The sequence below is a fragment of the Arthrobacter sp. 9V genome (genome assembly GCF_902506065.1).
Classification (GTDB): Bacteria; Actinomycetota; Actinomycetes; order Actinomycetales; family Micrococcaceae; genus Arthrobacter.
In genome coordinates this window covers 3,073,048-3,092,641 of record NZ_LR732912.1, presented here as the reverse complement: position 1 = coordinate 3,092,641, position 19,594 = coordinate 3,073,048, and the positions used below count along the sequence as shown (strand labels likewise).

18 protein-coding genes are annotated in these 19,594 nt (G+C 62.1%); 10 read left to right on the top strand and 8 right to left on the bottom strand.

Features of this window, described 5'->3' with window-relative positions:
- Position 1 precedes the first annotated feature (1 nt).
- The 6 genes from BACI9J_RS14265 to BACI9J_RS14240 are packed head-to-tail and all read left to right on the top strand — an operon-like array spanning position 2 to position 6,331.
- Positions 2-2,206: an ATP-binding protein gene (locus BACI9J_RS14265; RefSeq protein WP_159734956.1), complete on the top strand. Its 2,205-nt coding sequence runs from the start codon at positions 2-4 to the stop codon at positions 2,204-2,206.
- Positions 2,203-3,366, top strand: a complete 1,164-nt coding sequence (locus BACI9J_RS14260; protein ID WP_159734955.1) for an acyl-CoA dehydrogenase family protein — start codon at positions 2,203-2,205, stop codon at positions 3,364-3,366. Before BACI9J_RS14265 ends, BACI9J_RS14260 begins: the two co-directional genes overlap by 4 nt.
- A 20-nt stretch (positions 3,367-3,386) precedes the next feature.
- On the top strand, positions 3,387-4,205 hold the full coding sequence (locus BACI9J_RS14255) for a CoA transferase subunit A (protein WP_159734954.1): 819 nt from the start codon (positions 3,387-3,389) through the stop codon (positions 4,203-4,205).
- Positions 4,202-4,954, top strand: coding sequence for a CoA transferase subunit B (locus BACI9J_RS14250; RefSeq protein WP_159734953.1), 753 nt, complete (start codon positions 4,202-4,204; stop codon positions 4,952-4,954). Before BACI9J_RS14255 ends, BACI9J_RS14250 begins: the two co-directional genes overlap by 4 nt.
- A complete protein-coding gene (locus tag BACI9J_RS14245) occupies positions 4,951-5,436 on the top strand; it encodes a MaoC family dehydratase (RefSeq protein ID WP_159734952.1) in 486 nt (161 codons plus the stop codon). Before BACI9J_RS14250 ends, BACI9J_RS14245 begins: the two co-directional genes overlap by 4 nt.
- 55 nt (positions 5,437-5,491) lie before the next feature.
- Positions 5,492-6,331 (top strand): HpcH/HpaI aldolase/citrate lyase family protein, encoded by an 840-nt coding sequence (locus BACI9J_RS14240; RefSeq protein WP_159734951.1) that lies wholly within the window; start codon positions 5,492-5,494, stop codon positions 6,329-6,331.
- Between the two features lie 86 nt (positions 6,332-6,417).
- On the opposite strand, the gene BACI9J_RS14235 is transcribed toward BACI9J_RS14240, so the two are convergent.
- Genes BACI9J_RS14235 through BACI9J_RS14205 form a run of 7 tightly spaced genes read right to left on the bottom strand, consistent with a single transcriptional unit; the run spans position 6,418 to position 13,757 of the window.
- Positions 6,418-7,593, bottom strand: a complete 1,176-nt coding sequence (locus BACI9J_RS14235) for a Gfo/Idh/MocA family protein (protein ID WP_442858642.1) — start codon at positions 7,591-7,593, stop codon at positions 6,418-6,420.
- Positions 7,578-8,279: a ThuA domain-containing protein gene (locus BACI9J_RS14230; protein ID WP_159734950.1), complete on the bottom strand. Its 702-nt coding sequence runs from the start codon at positions 8,277-8,279 to the stop codon at positions 7,578-7,580. The genes BACI9J_RS14235 and BACI9J_RS14230 overlap by 16 nt, the downstream gene beginning before the upstream one ends.
- Before the next feature lie 49 nt (positions 8,280-8,328).
- Complete coding sequence (locus tag BACI9J_RS14225; RefSeq protein ID WP_159734949.1) at positions 8,329-9,333, bottom strand: sugar phosphate isomerase/epimerase family protein; 1,005 nt, start codon at positions 9,331-9,333, stop codon at positions 8,329-8,331.
- An 11-nt stretch (positions 9,334-9,344) separates the two neighbouring features.
- Entirely contained in the window at positions 9,345-10,565 is a 1,221-nt protein-coding gene (locus BACI9J_RS14220; RefSeq protein ID WP_159734948.1) for a Gfo/Idh/MocA family protein, read from the bottom strand.
- Between the two features lie 30 nt (positions 10,566-10,595).
- Positions 10,596-11,495 (bottom strand): carbohydrate ABC transporter permease, encoded by a 900-nt coding sequence (locus BACI9J_RS14215; protein ID WP_159734947.1) that lies wholly within the window; start codon positions 11,493-11,495, stop codon positions 10,596-10,598.
- Entirely contained in the window at positions 11,495-12,433 is a 939-nt protein-coding gene (locus tag BACI9J_RS14210) for a carbohydrate ABC transporter permease (protein WP_159734946.1), read from the bottom strand. Before BACI9J_RS14210 ends, BACI9J_RS14215 begins: the two co-directional genes overlap by 1 nt.
- A 4-nt stretch (positions 12,434-12,437) precedes the next feature.
- Positions 12,438-13,757: an extracellular solute-binding protein gene (locus BACI9J_RS14205; RefSeq protein ID WP_159734945.1), complete on the bottom strand. Its 1,320-nt coding sequence runs from the start codon at positions 13,755-13,757 to the stop codon at positions 12,438-12,440.
- Positions 13,758-14,036: 279 nt separating this feature from the next.
- On the opposite strand from BACI9J_RS14205, the gene BACI9J_RS14200 reads away from it, so the two are divergent.
- Complete coding sequence (locus BACI9J_RS14200) at positions 14,037-15,104, top strand: LacI family DNA-binding transcriptional regulator (protein ID WP_159734944.1); 1,068 nt, start codon at positions 14,037-14,039, stop codon at positions 15,102-15,104.
- Here the strand turns inward: BACI9J_RS14200 and BACI9J_RS14195 are convergent.
- Positions 15,075-16,535, bottom strand: coding sequence for a lipase maturation factor family protein (locus BACI9J_RS14195; RefSeq protein ID WP_159734943.1), 1,461 nt, complete (start codon positions 16,533-16,535; stop codon positions 15,075-15,077). The genes BACI9J_RS14200 and BACI9J_RS14195 overlap by 30 nt on opposite strands.
- A 103-nt stretch (positions 16,536-16,638) precedes the next feature.
- Between BACI9J_RS14195 and dxr the strand changes: the two genes are divergently transcribed.
- The 3 genes from dxr to BACI9J_RS14180 all read left to right on the top strand — a co-directional run bounded on the left by dxr (position 16,639) and on the right by BACI9J_RS14180 (position 19,566).
- Positions 16,639-17,823 (top strand): 1-deoxy-D-xylulose-5-phosphate reductoisomerase, encoded by a 1,185-nt coding sequence (gene dxr / locus BACI9J_RS14190; protein ID WP_159734942.1) that lies wholly within the window; start codon positions 16,639-16,641, stop codon positions 17,821-17,823.
- Positions 17,824-17,856: 33 nt separating this feature from the next.
- Positions 17,857-19,188: a M50 family metallopeptidase gene (locus BACI9J_RS14185; RefSeq protein WP_159734941.1), complete on the top strand. Its 1,332-nt coding sequence runs from the start codon at positions 17,857-17,859 to the stop codon at positions 19,186-19,188.
- An 84-nt stretch (positions 19,189-19,272) separates the two neighbouring features.
- The gene (locus BACI9J_RS14180; RefSeq protein WP_159734940.1) at positions 19,273-19,566 is read left to right on the top strand and encodes a YciI family protein; all 294 of its coding nucleotides are present in this window, start codon (positions 19,273-19,275) and stop codon (positions 19,564-19,566) included.
- Positions 19,567-19,594: the final 28 nt, after the last annotated feature.

Below are 19,594 nucleotides of genomic sequence, written 5' to 3'. Positions count from 1 at the left end.
CATGACTCTGCCAACAGCAACCACAGCACCGCCAACCCCGGCAGCACAATCCCGGACCTTCAGCGCAGTCCTCGTTGCCAATCGTGGCGAGATCGCCTGCCGTGTCATCCGGACCCTGAGGGACATGGGTATCCGCTCGGTCGCCGTCTACTCGGATGCCGACAAGAATGCCAAGCACGTAGCCCTCGCTGACACCGCCGTCGCTATTGGTGGCACCGCGCCAGCTGAGAGCTATTTGAAGATCGACGCCATCATCGATGCGTGTCGTCGCAGCGGCGCGGAAGCTGTCCACCCCGGCTATGGCTTCCTGTCCGAGAATGTGGAGTTCGCCAAGGCGCTGGACGCTGCGGGTATCACGTTCATTGGTCCCGGAATCGGTGCCATTGAGGTGATGGGCGACAAGATCCGTTCCAAGAACCACGTGATGGCCTATGACGTCCCCTGCGTTCCGGGCATCGCACAACCAGGACTCAGCGATCAGGAACTGATCCAGGCGGCACCTGGAGTCGGGTTCCCCTTGCTGATCAAACCGTCCGCGGGTGGTGGCGGTAAAGGGATGCACGTGGTGGAAAAGCTGGAGGACATGGCTTCCACGCTCGTTACGGCAAGGCGGGTTGCAGCCTCCGCTTTCGGCGACGACACGCTCTTCCTTGAGCGGCTCATCCGCGCCCCACGTCACATCGAGGTCCAGGTGCTTGCCGATAACCACGGCAACGTCATTCACCTTGGCGAGCGGGAGTGCTCCCTACAGCGACGCCACCAGAAGGTCATCGAGGAAGCCCCGTCTGCGCTGTTTGAATCGCTGCCGGATGGCGCTGCTCAAAGGGCCCGTATCGGGGAGGCCGCCTGCAACGCAGCGCGTTCGGTCAATTACAGCGGAGCGGGAACGGTCGAGTTCTTGGTGTCCGACGAACATCCCGACGAGTTCTTCTTCATGGAGATGAATACGCGGTTGCAGGTGGAGCATCCCGTTACTGAGATGGTCACCGGCATCGACCTCGTGGAATGGCAGGTGAGGATCGCCGCCGGTGAGGTGCTCACGGTGGCTCAGTCCGACGTCGTTCTTAAGGGCCACGCCGTTGAGGCGCGCGTTTACGCGGAGGTGCCCGAGCGGAACTTCATGCCGTCGATGGGGCGGATCGTGGCTCTCGCGGAGCACGGTCCGGCCGATGCGGTCGTGTCCGGGAAGCAACAGGAACATGCGAACGTTCGGATCGATTCCGCCATGCGGGACAATCTGGAGATCACGGGGGATTACGATCCCATGTTGGCCAAGGTCATCGCGTGGGGCGTCAACCGGGAAGCGGCGCTCGGCACCCTGGACGCTGCGTTGGGCCGATACACCTTGTTGGGGGTGGACACGAACGTTGAATATTTGCGGCTGTTGATCAAGGACCCGGAGGTCCGCGCAGGGCACCTCGACACGGGACTGATTGAGCGCAGGCTGCCGTCCATGCAGTTCAGGCACGCCGGACCCGCCGAACTGATCGCGGCTGCGCTCACCTTATGGCTGGAGCGTACGGGATCGACGCTGGCGGGCGACGCATGGGCAACACCGGATTCATGGCGTATTGGTGCCCGAGGCGCGTGGACAGTCACGTTGGGTGTTCAGGGAGGCGCCCTGTCTACAGTGTCCATCACCTCCACAGCGTCCATCACAGAACAGAACGCCACCATGACGGCGACCGTCGACGGCGGGAATTCAGTGCAGGTGAGGGTGGCGGATCGCGGTGAAAACAGCATCGCACTGGAGTTCGACGACGGCCCGGTCACCTTTGCGGTAGGTGCTGCTTCGGGTGGGAGCATCAGTGCCCGTGAACTCTTCGTGGGCAATGATGGCTGGTCCTGCAGGCTCGAGGTCCTGACCCGGGCAGATCGCCTGCGACGGATGCTCGCCGGTATCCAGCGCGAAGAGGGATCAACGGACCCGGAGGTGCGTTCACCCATGCCCGGGACGGTGGTCTCCGTGTCCGTAGCCGATGGAGACACGGTGGAGGAAGGCCAGGCTCTCCTTGCTGTGGAGGCCATGAAGATGGAGCACCAACTGGTGGCCGCCGTTGCCGGGACCGTCCGTCTCACCAGCAAACCAGGCGACCTGGTCAAAGCCGACCAAGTACTCGCCACCATTCACGTACACGCAGAGACCACCAGCACAGACGAGACCAGCACAGAGATCGCCAGCACAGACGAGGAAGTCCAGCCATGAGCACGTTTGAACTTAATGAGGAGTACCAGGACCTCAGCGACTCCGTTCGTGAGTTCGCTGACGAAGTTGTGGCCCCGGTTTCCGCCAAGCACGATGAAGAGCACAGTTTCCCTTACGAGGTTGTGAAACAGATGGGGGAGATGGGCTTGTTTGGCCTGCCGTTCCCTGAAGAGTTCGGCGGAATGGGCGGAGACTATTTTGCCCTTGCTTTGGCGTTGGAGCAGCTGGGCCGAGTTGACCAGTCGGTGGCCATCACCCTGGAAGCAGGGGTATCGCTCGGCGCCATGCCTGTGTACCGCTTCGGAACGGACGCGCAGAAAGAAGAGTGGCTGCCGCAGTTGGCGTCCGGACGTTCCTTGGCTGGTTTCGGCCTGACGGAGCGCGAGGCAGGTTCCGATGCCGGTGGCACCAAGACCAACGCCCATCTGGAAAACGGTGAATGGGTCATCAACGGCAATAAGGAGTTCATCACCAATTCCGGCACCGACATCACCACCTTGGTCACTGTCACGGCAGTAACGGGCCAGCAGGAGAACGCTGACGGCAGCACAAAGAAGGAAATCTCCACCATCCTTGTGCCCGCGGACACGCCCGGTTTCCGGGCGGAGAAGCCGTATAACAAAGTGGGCTGGAACGCTTCCGATACCCACCCGCTCACCTTGGACAATGTCCGTGTTCCCGAGGCGAACCTCCTGGGGCAGCGCGGGCGTGGTTATGCGAACTTCCTGTCCATTTTGGATGAGGGGCGCATCGCAATCGCTGCATTGGCCACAGGCGCAGCCCAGGGATGCGTGGACTTGTCCGTGAAGTATGCCAAGGAACGCAGCGCGTTCGGGCAGAACATCGGCAAGTACCAGGCCATCCAATTCAAGATCGCCCGGATGCAGGCACGGGCCCACACGGCGCGCCTGGCGTACTACGACGCAGCTTCCAGGATGCTGGCAGGCAAGCCGTTCAAGACCGAAGCGGCCATCGCTAAGATGGTCGCAGGCGAGGCAGCCATGGACAACGCGCGGGACGCCACCCAGGTGTTCGGCGGCTATGGCTTCATCAACGAATTCACCGTGGCACGCCATTACCGCGACTCCAAGATCCTGGAAATCGGGGAGGGCACCACGGAGGTCCAGTTGATGCTCATCGCCCGCGAGCTGGGTCTGTAACCGCAGGGGAAGGATCAAGGATGATTGACAAGGTTGTTGCCAGCGCCGCGGAAGCGGTGAAGGACATCCCGGACGGTGCCTCGTTGGCTGTTGGAGGCTTTGGGTTATGCGGCATTCCTGTTTCACTGATCGATGCCCTCTACAGCCAGGGCACCACGGAGCTTGAAACGGTCAGCAACAACTGCGGTGTGGATGACTGGGGCCTTGGCATTCTCCTGAAGGATGGTCGAATCCGGCGGACCATCAGCTCCTATGTGGGCGAGAACAAAGAATTTGCCCGGCAGTACCTGTCGGGGGAGTTGGAAGTAGTTCTCACCCCGCAGGGCACCTTGGCCGAGAAGCTCCGTGCCGGCGGTGCCGGCATCCCGGCTTTTTACACCAAGGCCGGTGTGGGAACGCAGGTGTCCGAGGGCGGCCTTCCACAGAAGTACGACGCCGACGGCAACGTGGCGATCGCTTCCTCCCCTAAGGAGGTTCGCACTTTCAACGACGCGGATTACGTGCTTGAAGAGTCCCTGACACCGGACTTCGGCCTGGTCCATGCCTGGAAGGGTGACCGGCACGGAAATCTTGTTTTCCATGCGACGGCAATGAATTTCAACCCCCTCTGTGCCATGGCGGCGAGAACAACCATTGCCGAGGTGGAGGAGTTGGTGGAGCCCGGCGAGCTGGACCCCGAGCACATCCACACTCCGGGGATTTTCGTCCAACGGGTGGTGGTGGCAACATCCAGTGAGAAGCGGATAGAGAAACGGACAGTGGCTCTGACCCCCACTTCGGCCGAAAGCCGGCCGGCAGCAGGCCCGTCGGGTACTAGCCTGTCAGGAGCGCAACGATGACCGATAACTCGTACCACGACATCCCGCCCCGCCCCGAAGCCGTCCGGCACGAGTACCGTCGCGCCGACGTCGAACATCACGAAGCCAAAGGCTGGACCCGTAACGAACTGGCCGCCCGGGTTGCCCGGGAACTCACTAACGGGCAGTACGTGAACCTGGGCATCGGCATGCCTACGCTGATCCCCAACTACATTCCCCGCGGTGTGGAGGTCATCCTTCATTCCGAAAACGGAATCCTTGGCGTCGGACCTTACCCGGCCGAGGACAAGATTGACCCGGACCTCATCAACGCGGGCAAGGAAACAGTCACCACCAACGCAGGGGCTGCGTTCTTCGATTCCGCGGCGTCCTTCGGCATGATCCGCGGCGGCCACGTGGATGTGGCAGTTTTGGGTGCCATGGAGGTTGCCGCGAACGGTGACCTGGCCAACTGGATGATTCCCGGCAAAATGGTCAAGGGCATGGGCGGCGCCATGGACCTGGTGTTCGGTGCCAAAAAAGTCATTGTCATGATGGAACATGTGGACCGCAACGGCCGTCCGAAGATCGTCCAGGACTGCACCCTCCCACTCACGGGGAAAGGCTGCGTGGACCGGATCATCACCGACTTGGCGGTGATCGATGTGGTCAAGGACGAAGGTGACCCGCGCTTGGTGCTGCGTGAACTGGCCCCCAATGTCACCCTTGAGGACGTCCTGGCCGCTACCGGTGCCGAACTGTTCGAGGAAGACCAGGAGCTCACTGTATGACGCGGGTTGTTGAGCAGCGCGGTCTCTATTTTGACGAGCTCGAAGAGGACGTGATTTACGCCCATAAGCCCGGCCGGACAGTCACCGAGACGGACAATGTCCTCTTCACCACCATGACCATGAACACCCAAGCGCTGCACTTGGACGCGGCGTGGAGTTCCGGCCAGCCGTTCGGGCAACGGCTCATGAACTCCATGTTCACCCTGTCCACCATGGTGGGGCAGTCCGTGACACAGCTGACGCAAGGCACCATTATTGCGCAGTTGGGGCTGACGGATGTCACTTTTCCGCACCCGCTGTATCACGGCGATACCCTGTACACGGAAACGGTGATCACGGGAAAACGGTTGTCATCTTCGCGGCCCGGTCAAGGCGTGGTGACCATGCAGCACACCGGCCGTAACCAGGACGGGGCAGTGGTGGCCCTGGCTACCCGGACCTGCCTGATGTGGACGAAGGAAGCGCACGCCGCGCAGTCCTGAATCCCGGCGTTACATCGTCCCCAGTACTTCTCAGCACCCAGCAGCAAGGACTTTCATGCTCTCTTCCGATGTAACTCACTTCACCATGGGTCCGGCCCTCCTCTTCTGTCCTGCGGACCGGCCGGAGCGCTTCGGAAAGGCGGCGGATCGGTCCGACGCCGTCATCCTTGACCTTGAGGACGCAGTGGCTCCAGCGGACAAGCCCGGAGCCCGCGCCGCGATTTTGGCGCAGTTAGGCACAGACGGGTTGGAGCCGGACCGCACCATTGTTCGGGTCAACCCCGTGGGGACGCCGGAGTTCGAGGAGGACCTCGAAGCCCTGGCCGCATCGCCCTACCGCACGGTCATGCTCGCCAAGGCTGAGAGCGCTGCGCAGCTCAAGTCTCTGGAGGGCTATCGGGTCATCGCGCTGTGTGAAACGGCGGCAGGCATTCTCAACGCCTCGGCAATCGCAGCGGAGCCGAACGTCGTAGGGCTGATGTGGGGTGCCGAGGACCTGTTGGCTTCCCTCGGTGGCCTTTCCAGCAGGTACGACGACGGCGGGTACCGGGCTGTGGCCCTGCACTCCCGCTCCGCTGTGCTGCTTGCCGCCAAAGCCGCCGGCAAGGAAGCAATCGACTCCGTCTACGTGGACATCCCGGACCTTGAAGGTCTGGCGGCTGAGTCGCGGGATGCCGTGTCCAGTGGCTTCGGGGCAAAGGCCTGCATCCATCCGAACCAGGTAGCGGTTGTTCGGGAGGCCTACGCACCCACTCCGGGAGCAGTGGCCGAAGCCACTGAACTGTTGAACGCGGCAGAAGCTGCAGGGACAGGTGTCTTCCAGTTCAAGGGCAAGATGATCGACGGCCCTATCCTCAAGCACGCCCAAGCGACGCTTCGCCGGGCCCGCCCCTAAGCACGAATCCGGCCCTCGTTCGTCCCGCACGTCGCAGTACGGCGGGAGGAACGCACAAGAGCCGGATTCGTGGGGCGGTCAGAGCCCTAGGTGAGCACCGACGTCGGGATTTCCGCCAGTTCAACCAGTTCCGTCAGCTCAACCACGGGGGGCCGCGAGGCCGTGCTCTTGATGGCCACTGCCTGACCGCTCTTGGCAGATTCCAGCACCGATTCCATGACGTCCAAGGCATGGAAGGCCAGCTGGCCGCCGGCACGGGGTTCCTGCCCGGCCGGGGTCGCGGCGAGGTCCGCAATGCCAAAGCCGCGCCCGGAATCCACATAGCCGGCAGAGACGGGGAGTGTTTCCCAATCCTCGGCGCCGAGTGCGAACAACTGCACGTCTCCGTCGAAATGATTCGGGTCCGGGACGATCAAGGACCCGGTTTCGCCGTGGATCTCAATGTTGGGACTCTTCGTCTGGACGGCGTCGAAGCTCATGAACAGGGTGGACAGCGCGCCGGATGCGTGGACCAGGACACCGGTGACGTGCGAGTCGATGTCCACCGGAACCACCTGTCCCTGGCGCGGGCCTGAGCCGATGGTGCGTTGGTTCCGGGTGTGGCTGGCCGCGCCGACCACCGACACCACTGGCCCCAGCAAAGTAACCAGCGCAGAGACGTAGTACGGGCCCATGTCCAGCAGGGGTCCGCCGCCGGGCTGGTAGTAGAAATCGGGATTCGGGTGCCAGCGCTCGTGGCCCGGCGTGGCCATGGTGGCGGTGGCCGAGATTGGCGCCCCGATCAGTCCGTCGTCAATGGCCTTGCGGGCTGTCTGGATTCCGGTTCCCAGCACGGTGTCCGGGGCACAACCCACGGTAACTCCTGCCGCAGCGGCAGCCTGCAGCACCTGCTGAGCCTCGGTGGTGGTGGCAGCCAGCGGCTTTTCGCCGTAAACCGATTTTCCGGCCGCGATGGCCCGCAGTGCGATGTCAGCGTGAGCGGCAGGGATGGTGAGGTTCAGGACCAGTTCCACATCATCGGCGGCCAAAAGTTCGTCCACGGACAGTGCCCGGACGCCGTCGTACGAATCGGCAACCGCCTGCGCCCTGGCCGGGTCGAGGTCCGCAACGGCCACCAGGTTGATCGAATCGAGACGGCGGAAGTTGCTCAGGTACTGGGCAATGATGGCGCCGCAACCGATCACTCCCACGTTGAGCGGTGAAGAGGTATTGAGCGGTGAGGAGGTGTTCATCGGCTTGGCCGGGGTTATCGGGAGGCCCACAGCATGCCCCTTTCAATGATGGTGCGAACGTTGCTGTCCTGGAGGATTTCCACGCGGTGGCCCGGGGTGCAGACGAAGATTTTGCCCTTGCCCCACTGGCGGGTCCAGATGGCCGGCGAGGTGACTTCGCGGTTCCATGGATCCCACTCGCGAACTTTTTGGGTAGTGGTTGCCAGGACATCAATGTAGTCATCGGACAGGACCCAGTACTGTTCCGTGACGAGGTCGAAGTCACCGATTCCCCGCGTGATGGGGTGTTCGGAGGCGGCGGGCAGCATATTGACGGTGTAAGGGACGTAGTTGTCCGACTGCTCTCCGATTTGCTCATCGGCGTGTTTGCCGGGGTGGCAGGCGAACTGGCCGCCGATCAGGTGCAGGTAGTCCGAGTTGTTGCGGTAGGAATCAGCGATTCCACCGTGCCAACCAGCCAGGCCGGTGCCGTTTTCAACAGCAGCACGCAGGCCCTCAAATTCGTCCTTCTCAATGCTGGTCATGGTCATGCACTGCACGATCAGGTCAACAGTGGCCATGTATTCGGGGTCGGCATAGATCTTGGGGGATTCCTCCACCCGGACGTCGTAGCCGTTGTCCTTCAGGTAGGGGATGAACAGCTCTGTGGCTTCCACCGGCTGGTGTCCGTCCCAGCCGCCGCGGACCACCAGCGCTGTCTTGTTGTTGCTTGTCATGGTTTCCTTCATTTCGAGGCGTTTGTCATTGAGTCAGGGCTTGTTGCGATCAGCGCGTTGCGAAGGCAGCATCGAAAGCGGCAGCCGGAGGGCGTATGGCCGCAAGATCGCGGACCATGCGCAGCGCCTGGGGAGCGCCGAGCAACCTGTCCATGCCGGCGTCCTCCCACTCGATGCTGGTAAGGCCTTCATAGCCAATGGCATTGAGTGTGCGGAAGATCGGCTCCCAGTTCACGTCGCCATGACCGGCAGTGACGAAGTCCCACCCCCGCCGGGGATCAGCCCACGGCAGGTGGGAACCCAGCCGGCCGTTCCGTCCGTTGAGTTGGCGGACTGATTCCTTCACGTGGACGTGGAAGATCTTGTCCGCAAAGTCCTGGAGGAACATCACAGGGTCAAGGTCCTGCCAGATGAAATGGGAGGGGTCAAAATTGAGGCCAAAGTTCTCCCGGTTGCCTATCGCGTCCAACGCACGTTTGGCGGTCCAGTAGTCATAGGCGATCTCCGAGGGGTGGACTTCCAACGCGAACCGGACGCCCACTTCGTCAAAGACGTCCATGATGGGGTTCCAACGGTCCGCGAAGTCCTGGTAGCCGCGTTCGATCATGGCTTCGGATGCGGGCGGGAACATGGCCACGCACTTCCAAATGGATGAACCCGTAAATCCGGTGACCGTCTTCACCCCCAGCCGTGCCGCAGCATGCGCGGTGGTCTTCATGGCTTCCGCGGCCCGTTGACGGACCCCCTCCGGCTCACCATCGCCCCAGACTGAAGGGCTGAGGATGTCCTGATGGCGTTCATCAATGGGGTTGTCGCACACCGCTTGTCCCGTGAGGTGGTTGGCGATCGCGTGAACACTCAGTTGGTGCTTCTCCAGGATGTCCAGCTTGCCCTGCAGGTATCGGTCATCCTCAACTACGAGCTGCGGGTCCAGATGATCACCCCAGCAGGCGATCTCCAGACCGTCGAAGCCCCACTCGCCGGCCAGCCGCGCCACTTCCTCGAACGGAAGATCGGCCCACTGACCAGTGAACAGGGTAATGGGTCGGTTCATGATGGTTCCTTTCACACGTTCTGCCAGCGGCTTGCGTTCTCTGCGCTCGCCTCCACTGCGGCGAGCACTTTTTGCACCTGCAAAGCGTCAGCGAACGACGGCGTGGGCTGCTCGCCTGCGCCGATGGCAGTGACCAGGTCCACCACTTGGTGCGTGAAACCGTGCTCATAGCCGAGGCCGTGACCCGTGGGCCACCAGTTGCCCGTGTAGGGGTGGGACGGCTCGGTGACCATGATCTTGCGGAAGCCCGCATCAGGTTCCAGCGCGGAATCGTAGAACTGCAGGGAGTTCATGTCCTCGAAGTCGAAGGCGATCGATCCCTTGGTGCCGTTGAGTTCCAGGCGCATGGCATTTTTACGTCCCAGGGCAAAACGGGTAGCTTCGAAGATGCCGATCGGCCCGGCGGCGCCGCCGGCTCCCGAGCCTGCGTCAGCACCGGCGTCGGGCGTGGCCTCGAAACGGGCCGTGAACAGTGCGGCGTCATCCACGGTGACCGGTCCACGCGGACCGTCCGCTCCGCCGTGACCGCCCAGGCCCACAAGGTCCCCGCCCACGGGGCGCTCCTTCACGAAGGTCTCCAGCAGCGCCGAAACCCCGCTGACGTTCAGTCCCGTGATCCACTGGGCGGCGTCGATGCTGTGCGCACCGATGTCGCCGAGCGAACCGGACCCGGATTTGGACTTGTCAAGCCGCCATGTCAGCGGAGCGTCGGCGTCACTGAGCCAGTCCTGAAGGTACTGGGCACGGACGTGTCGGATGCTGCCGAGGCGACCGTCGTCCACCATCCGCTTGGCCAGTGCCAGGGCGGGGGTGCGCCGGTAGCTGAACCCGCACATGGAGAATACTCCGCGTTGGGCCGCTGCCTGGGCCACCTGCGTCATCTTTTCGGCTTCTTCCACGGAGTTCGCCAAGGGCTTCTCGCAGAGGACATGCTTGCCGGCCTCGAGCGCCGCGATGGCTATGTCGGCGTGGGTATTACCGGGCGTGCAGATGTCGATGAGGTCAATGTCATCGCGTTCAATGAGCCGCCGCCAATCGGTCTCGATGGATGCCCAGCCGTATTTGCCGGCTGCTGCCCGCACACCTTCTTCGTTCCTGCCCGCCACAGCGGTCAGTTCCGGAACGAGGGGAAGATCAAAGAAGCGTGGCGCGGTACGCCAGGCGTGCGAGTGGGCGGCGCCCATAAAGGCATAGCCCACCATGCCCACCCGCAGGGGTTGAGTCTCCGTCATAGGAAGTCCTTTCTGGTTGTTGGCGTCCGGCTACTTGCTGAAACCTGCGGTGAGGCCGCTGAGCAACTGCCGGCGCGCCACGACGTAGATCACCAGCAAAGGAAGCGTGGCCAGTACCACGGAGGCGAGTACCGCCGGGATGTTGACGCTGAACTCACCCTGGAAGGTCCACAGTGACAACGGCAGAACCCTGGTGTCCGGGCTTTGCGTGAGAATCAGCGGGAACAGGAATCCGTTCCAAACATGCAGTGCGTTGTAGATGCCTACCGTGATGACGGCGGGCTTGGTCATGGGCAGTGCGAGCCGCCACATCATGGCCCAGTCAGAACAGCCGTCCAGCCGCATCGACTCAAAAAGCTCGTTGGGAACATCCCGCATGAAGTTGGACAGGATGAGCACCGATACGGGGATCGCAAACGCAATGGAGGGCAGTATCAGCGCCAACAAGGTGTCATACATGTGGGCCTTGGTGATCATCCAGTAGATGGGGATGATGGTTGCGTGCAGCGGAATGGCCAGGCCCAGCAGGAAGACGTTGTTGGTCCAGCTGAGGAACCTGCCCTTGCCGCGCACAATGGCGTAGGCGGCCATGAAGGCGACGAACAGCGCCGGTACCACGCTGCCCACAGTAACAATAAGGCTGTTGGTGAAGTACTTGGCGAAGTCGTTCTCCAGGACAAGCTTGTAGTTGTCCAACGTTGGCTCGGCCGGTGGCAGCATCGGGTTGGAGGTGAAGAACCCTGCCTGGTTCTTCAGGCTGGTGATCACCACGTAGTACACCGGCACAATGATGATCGCCAGCCAAAGCCAGCCGCCCAGGCCGCCCAGGAAGTTTGGTCGCGAGCGGCCGAGTTTCGGAGGACGACGTCGGGTGGTTGCCGGTTGCGGCAACGCCGCCGGTGTCGTGGGCAGTTGTGTGGTGGAAGCCATTACGCACCTTCCAATTGGCTGGCGTTGCGGTTCTTTCCGCCGAGTCGTTGCAGGAACAGGGCCAGGGCCAGTCCGATGACAACGAGGATGACGCCCAAGGCGCTCGCCGCTCCCATATCGTTCGCTTTGAAGCCGGTCAGGTACATGTGCAACGGCAGGAGCCTGGTGGAGTAGCCGGGCCCGCCGGCGGTCAGCACGAAGATCAAGTCGAAGTACGCCAGGGAACCCACCACCATGAGGGTGGAGGAGGTGATCATGGTGTATTTGAGCTGCGGCAAGGTGATGTTGAAGAACTGTTGGACACGGCCGGCACCGTCAATTTGCGCAGCCTCGTACAGCGAGGCTGGAATCTGTCGCACGCCGCCTTGGTAGATCAGGGTGTGGAAGGGCACGAACTGCCAGGCGATGACGAAGACCACCACGAACAGCACCAGATCCGAGTTGCCCAGCCAGTCCTGTGCCAGGAAGGGCAGCCCCAGGCCGGGGCCGAGTCCGAAGTTGGGATCCAGCAGGGCTTTGAAGGCGATGGCCACAGCTGCCGAAGAGAGAAGCAGCGGTACAAAGTAGAGGACGGCCAGAGCTGCACGGTACTTCTGGCTGGCGGCCGTGAAGACGCCAAGCAGAAGGCTAATGGGTGCCTGGACAATGAAGGAGAAAAACATGATCTTGGCCGTCACCAACAAGGCGTTGCCGGTGACTGGATCAGCCAGGACCGTATTCCAGCTGGACAGTCCGTCCAGCTTGATCTCGCCCAGGCCGTCCCAGCTGGTGAAGCTCAGGAACAGCACTCCCAGGAGCGGGAGGATGGCGAAGAGCATGAAGAATGCCAGGGCGGGGACGGCCAGCCACCCTGACGGACCCTTTTCCAGGGTCCGTCGGGTGCCTGTGGTGCGTCCGACGCCCAACTCCTTGCGTGGAGTGGTGGTAGTTGCGGACACAGTATTACTTCCCGATCGTCGCGTTCATTGTGGAAGCGAACTGTTCAGGGGTGATCTTCTTCAGGAAAATCTGGTCCAGGTTGGCCAGCATGGCATCGCCTTGCGCGGGGCTCAGCGCCTGGTCCCAGGAAAGCGTGAAGTCCGGAGCGTCCTTGGCCATGCCGTATACATAGGTCAGGAAGTCCTTGTCAGGGGATGCCGCGAGCTTGTCTTCAATCCCGGTGACCACAGGCACTGCGCCTGAGTTGATCAGGCTTTGGACGTTCTCGTCGTTGAACATTCCGTCCTTGACGTATTCCAGGGCGGTCTTCTTTTGCTCTTCAGTGGCCTTGGAAGACACGGACCAGAAGTTGGACGGGTTTCCTACAACGTTTGCCGGATCGCCCTTGCCGCCTTCAACGGTGGGGAAGGGGGTGTAACCGAGCTTGCCGCTTGAGACGAAATCGGCCGCATCCTTCTTCATTCCCTGGTAAATCCAGCTGCCTTGCAGGATCATGGCGGTCTTGCCCGTGTACAACAGGGCCTGGTCCGCGTTGCTGTCAGCGGCGATGGAGGAGAAGCCGTTGATGAAGCCGCCGGCGTCAACCAGCTCCTGGATCTTGGTCAGTGCCTCCAGTACGGCGGGATCTGACCAGGCGTTCGGCTTGTTGGCTGCGATGTTGGCGAATACTTCGGGTCCGCCGATCCTGTCCACGAGGTATTCAAGCCACATCAGGTCCGGCCACTTGGACTGCCCGCCCAGGGAGAAAGGCGCAATACCTGCGTCCTTGAACTTGGGCACCAGCGCCATGAGCTCATCCCAGGTCTTGGGCGGTTCGGCTCCGATTTTGTCGAAGACTTCCTTGTTGAAGTAGAGAACTACGGGCTGCACCTTGTTGTTGGGCAGTGCATAGGTCTTGCCCTCGATCACACCGCTTTCAAGGATGGAAGGAAGGTAGCGGCTCTGGACATCGGGATTGTCCTTGAGGAACCCTGTCAGGTCATCCACCTGACCGGCATCGACGTAGGACTTCAGGACCCCGCCGCCCCAGCCGTAAACGAGGGTGGGTCCTTGGCCGGCGCCGACGGCGGTGCGGACCTTGGTCTTGTAAGCGTCGTTGGCAAAGAAGTCGAGCTTGATGGTGGAGTCGGGGTGCGACTTGTTCCAGGAGTCCACGGATGCTTGGAACACCGGCTGGTCACCACCGGTCAGTCCCCACATGGTTGCCGAGTCCGCCGAGGCTCCTGTTCCGGCCGGACCTGAGGACCCGCAGGCTACGAGTGAGATCGACAAAGCGGCTGCAGAAACGGCCATTCCGGCGGTGCGCAACTTGAGATTATTCATGTGCAGTTTCCATTCGTCCTTCGGGCTCGACGCTGATTGCCCGGTTGTGCGTGTAAAAGCCGCACTTCGCGGTCTGAGGATCAACTTCGATTCCCAGCTCCAGCAACTTTTCGAAATGTTTCGGAAGTCCTTTCGGAAGTGCCAACCAAACTTAGCCGTGACGCGCATCACCGTCAACCCTTTCTAATGAACAGTTTCGTTGCAGTAGCTGTCGGATTGACGGGAAGGGTGGCTCCGATGCAGACTGTCAGCAACCGAAACTTTTCGAAAGCGGTAACCGTGAGCCTAGACGAACGACCCTCCAAGATGACCCTTTCTGCCGTCGCGCGAGAGGTGGGGGTCTCGGTGCCCACCGTCTCCAAAGTGGTCAACGGGCGTGAGGATGTGGCTCAAAGTACCCGTGCCCGCGTCCTGGCCGCCCTGCAAAGAACCGGGTACAAATCACCCCTCCAACGCAAGGCAAACCCCACCCAGCGGACCGTGGAAGCGGTGTTTGATTCCCTGAACTCTGCCTACAACATGGAAGTCCTGAAAGGGATCATGGAGCAGGCCAACGTCTCGGACATGGAAGTCATCCTGTCGGTGACCGGCCTGCAGGCAGCACCCCCGCTGGGTCCGGAGGAACGTGCCCAGCGCATGGTCGATGAAGGACGCAGCGGCATGATTGTGGTGACGTCCGCGTTCGGGACAGCGCAGCTCGAAGCCTTCCAAAGGCGCCAGATTCCCATAGTGGTGATCGACCCCCTGAACCCGCCCCCGGCTGACCTGTTCAGCGTGGGTGCCAGCAACTGGGCCGGCGGGAAGGTCGCCGCCACCCACCTCCTGGAATTGGGGCATCGACGCATTGCCTACATCGGGGGTCCCGCCACCGCTGAGTGCAGCCAGGCCCGGCTCCACGGCTACATGGCGGCGTTGATGGCAGAAGGGATCACCGTTGAACACGAATACGTTTCCGCGGGCCAGTTCAGGCCCGAGAACGGAGCGGCGGCCTTCAAGAAGCTGGTGGCCTTGGAAGATCCGCCCACGGCCGTCTTCGCCGGAAGCGACAGCATCGCCATGGGTGTGCTGGCTGAGGCGCGCAGGCAAGACATCCGGATCCCCGAAGAAATGAGCCTCGTGGGGTTCGATGGAACATACCAGGCCGAAGAATCCACGCCGCCCTTGACCTCAGTGAGCCAGCCCCTCCAAGAGATAGGGCGTTCCGCGCTGAACTTCATCCTTCGTCAAATGCAAGGCGAAGAAATCGACTCCCGACGCGTGGAACTTGCCACCCACCTGGTGGTTCGGGAATCCACGGCCCCGCCCCGGGAGCCTGCCTCAGCCGGGAAACCGACGTCCCGGGCGTAGTTGCACCGGCGGGACGGCGTCGAAGAGCAGCACCCGCACCCAACGCTCGCCCGTCCTGCGGAACTCCGCACGGCTGGCGAAACGGTAAAGGTAGCTGCGTGCCCGCACCCAACGGGGGCGTTCGCCGTCGAACGGGTCATGGCGCAGCAGGCCAAGCGTCGCTTTATCAGCCGCGAGGAGCCGGTCCAGGAAAGCGTAAAACCAGTCCTCGTGGACGGTCCGCAGCGGCAGGAACCACATGAGCCAATCCAAGCGCAGGTGGTACGGCGCCCATTGCCGGGGGAGCCGACGGACGTCGCCCGGCTTGCCCTTGAATCCGTACTCCAGCCACTGCCCATCCGGCGCCTGCGGATCATCATCCATGGTGCCCTCAACCACGATCTCAACGCGCTGCTTTGTCACCGTCCCGAAAGCTCCATAGGCGTTCACCAGGCGCCAGCGGTTGAAGCTGGCATTCATCAGCTGCTGCCTGGAGAAGAGATTCAGGAGGGGACGGTAACTGAACACCACCAACACAAGGGTCACCAGCACGACGACGGCGAACCACCACACCGGGGTATCGGCACCCTGATGCCACTCCAGCGGGATGAACGGAAAAACGGCATGGGCAACGGGGTCGCTGACGGCAGCGAAAGCCAGGACGATTGCCACCCAGTTCAGCCAGGCGAAATTCCCCGTACCCACCAACCAGAGCTGCGTCACAATGATGATGCCGGCAGCGATACTGGCCAGCGGCTGTAGTGCAAAAAGGAAGAACGGCACTACCAGCTGTGCAAAATGATTGCCAACCACTTCCACCTTGTGCAGGGGGCGCGGCAACAGGTGCGCCTGCCTGCTGAGCGGTCCGGGCATGGGCTGTGTCTCATGGTGGTAGAACATGGCCGTCATGTCCCGCCACTCCCGGCCGCCCCGGATCTTGATCATCCCCGCGCCAAACTCAAGCCGGAACACCAGCCACAGAATAAGAATGAGGATGGTCGCCGGCGGCGGAGTCTGGTCCGAACCCAGGAATGCCACCGTGAAGCCGGCCTCGAGGAGCAGGATCTCCCAACCGAATCCGTAAAATGCCTGCCCCACGTTCACGATCGACATGTAGAGGAACCACAGGGCAAGGAAAGTCAGCATAGGCAGCCACGGAGGACCGGCCTGGGGGAGGCCGATGACCAGCAGAACGGACATTCCCATGCCCGTCCAGCACACAGCCCGGAGCAGCGAATCGGAGTAGCGCCACAGGAACAGGCTGGGCCGGCCAAGCCGGCGGGCCATCTCAAGGAAAGCCGGTACCGGCAACAGCCCGCGCTCGCCGAGAAGTGCCGGAAACTGGTTCAGGGTGGAAAGGAAGGCAACGAGGTACAGCGCGGCCGTGCCACGCTGCAACACCTGCCGGGCAAACTCGTAATCCCTGGCATCGAACCAGGACAACCACTCCACGATTCCACGGTACGCACGGGCGTGTGATGGTCAAGCGGTCTGGATTTTCCACATATGTGCTCCTGCGTTCGCAGCCCCCGGCAGTGACAGGGATACTTAAGGAATGCAGCCGCGCAAGATCGTCATCCTCGGGTCCACCGGTTCCATTGGCACACAAGCGATTGACGTCGTTGATGCCGCACCGCACCGTTTCGAAGTAGTGGCATTGAGCGCGGGCGGAGGGAACCTGGAACTCATTGCCCAGCAGGCAGTCCATACCAAGGCGCAGGCTGTGGGCATTGCCCAAGGAGATCCGGCAACACTTCGTCAGTTGATTGACGCCGCGGCCGCTGAGGCCGGGGTGCGAAATTTTGCTCCTGAGATCTTCGCCGGTCCGGACGCCTCCACCCGGATCGCAGCCATTGAGTGCGACGTCGTCCTTAACGGCATCACCGGTTCCATCGGGCTGGCACCCACCTTGGCCGCACTTGGTACCGGAGCCACACTGGCGCTGGCCAACAAGGAATCGCTGATCGTCGGCGGCGCCCTGGTCAAAGCCGCAGCCCGCCCCGGCCAGATCGTCCCCGTTGACTCAGAGCACTCCGCCATTGCCCAGTGCCTGCGTTCGGGTACTGACCAGGAAGTCGAAAAGCTCATCCTGACGGCTTCCGGTGGTCCCTTTCGTGGCCGCACGCGCGAGCAGCTTCATAGCGTCACCCCGCAGGAGGCCCTTGCCCACCCGACGTGGGACATGGGCCTAATGGTCACCACCAACTCGGCCAGCCTCGTCAATAAAGGCCTGGAAGTCATCGAGGCACACTTGTTGTTCGATGTTCCCCTGGACAGGATCGACGTCGTGGTCCACCCACAATCGGTGGTGCATTCGATGGTCCAGTTCGTGGACGGCTCCATCATTGCCCAGGCATCGCCGCCGGACATGCGCCTGCCCATCGCGCTTGGGCTGGGCTGGCCGGAACGGGTTCCGCATGCCGCTGCGGCCTGCGACTGGACACAAGCCACCAGTTGGACCTTCGAACCCCTGGATACCGTGGCATTCCCGGCCGTGGACCTCGCCAAGGACGCCGCCAAGCAGGGAAGCACGTTCCCGGCAGTATTCAACGCCGCCAATGAGGAAGCAGTGGAAGCCTTCCACGCCGGACGCATCCGATTTACGGACATTGTGGATACCGTTGACTCGGTCCTCAGTGAACATTCAGGCTCTTCCGAGCTAACGGTGGAGTCCGTACTGGATGCTGAGAGGTGGGCACGCGCCCGCACCCTTGATCGTTTAGCCAGCAGCGCCCTGTAGCTCACAACTTTTTACGGAAGCAGTCCCACCGGCATGAGTCCCGTCCTTCTCTTCATCCTCGGAGTCATCTTCGTCGCCATCGGCGTAGCCGTCTCCATCGCGCTGCACGAGGTGGGACACCTGGTCCCTGCCAAGCTGTTCAAAGTGCGCGTCACCAAATACATGATTGGTTTTGGACCTACCCTGTGGTCCAGGAAGAAGGGCGAAACCGAGTACGGCTTCAAGGCGCTTCCGCTGGGTGGATACGTGTCCATGATCGGTATGTACCCGCCGAACAAGGAAGACGGCGCCGTTCGGCCCTCCAGCACAGGGATGTTCCAGACCCTCGCCACTGAGGCGCGTTCCATGGCGCACGAGGAAGTGGGACCCGCGGACGAGAAACGGGTCTTCTACAAGCTCCCCGTCTGGAAGAAAATCATCGTCATGCTCGGCGGACCTGCCATGAACATGCTGATCGGGTTGGTACTGCTGGCCGTCCTGCTCATGGGCTTCGGCACAGCCCAGGCAACCACCACCATCGCGGATGTTTCCAAGTGCCAGGTTGCCGCGGGGGAGACTGTGGACCCCGATTCCGCCGACTGCAAGCTGACCCCGGCCGCAGCCGCAGGCCTCCAGCCGAACGACACCATCACCTCCTTCGACGGTAAAGCAGTCACCAGTTGGGACGAACTCACCGGCTGGATCCGGGCCTCCGCCGGAAAAGATGTGCCCATCACTGTGACACGCAGCGGATCCACCATGGAAACCACGGTGACGCCCGTACTCACGTCGCGGCCAGTGGTAGGCGCCGACGGCAGGGCCGAGCAGGACGCCAACGGTGTGCTGAAATACCAAGAGGTGGGATTCCTGGGTATCGGGCCGCAAAGCGCGTTGGTTCCACAACCGGCGTCGGCTGTTCTGCCCATGGCCGGAGAAAACATCAAGCAGATCTCCGGTGTGATCTTCAACCTGCCGGCCAGGGTTGTGGGGGTGGCGAAAGCAGCCTTCAGCGAAGAACCCCGGGACCCCAACGGGCCCATCAGCGTGGTGGGCGTCGGCCGCGTTGCCGGTGAAGTGGCGGCCATGGAACAGGTACCCCTGCAGGCCCGGATCGGCACTTTGATCGGGTTGCTCGCCGGACTCAACTTCGCCCTGGCGATTTTCAACCTGATCCCGCTCTTGCCCCTTGATGGCGGGCATGTGGCCGGGGCGCTCTACGAAGGGGCGCGACGCCGGGTGGCCAAGCTGTTGGGCAAACCGGACCCGGGCGCGTTCGACATCGCCAAGCTGTTGCCGGTCACCTACGTGGTTGCAGCGCTGCTGATGGCCATGGGCGCACTCTTGATCTACGCCGACATCGTGAAGCCCGTGAACATTTTTGGCTGAGTTGTTGGAATCCGGACTGAGCTGTGAAGATTCTTGGCCGAGCAGTGAACATTCTTGGCGGAGCAGGCGGGATAGGCTAGCTCCATGACTGTTTTCGCTGTTGAGTACGTATACGTTGCCGACTCTGACGCCCTCCGCGACGAAGCCCGCCCCGCACACCGTGCCTGGCTCGGTGAACTGGCCGAGGAAGGCAAACTGCTCGCCAGTGGGCCTTACGGTGACGGCGCCGGCGCTCTGCTGATCTTCAAGTCCACCGACGAAGCCGAACTCAATGGCCTCCTCAAGCAGGATCCGTTCGCCGAAGCCGGAGTCATCGCGGGTATCCGCAGCACGGAATGGGCCCCCATAATCGGCGTCCTGGCTGCCCACGCGTCCTAGTCCGGACGTCCTCCACCACCACGATCCA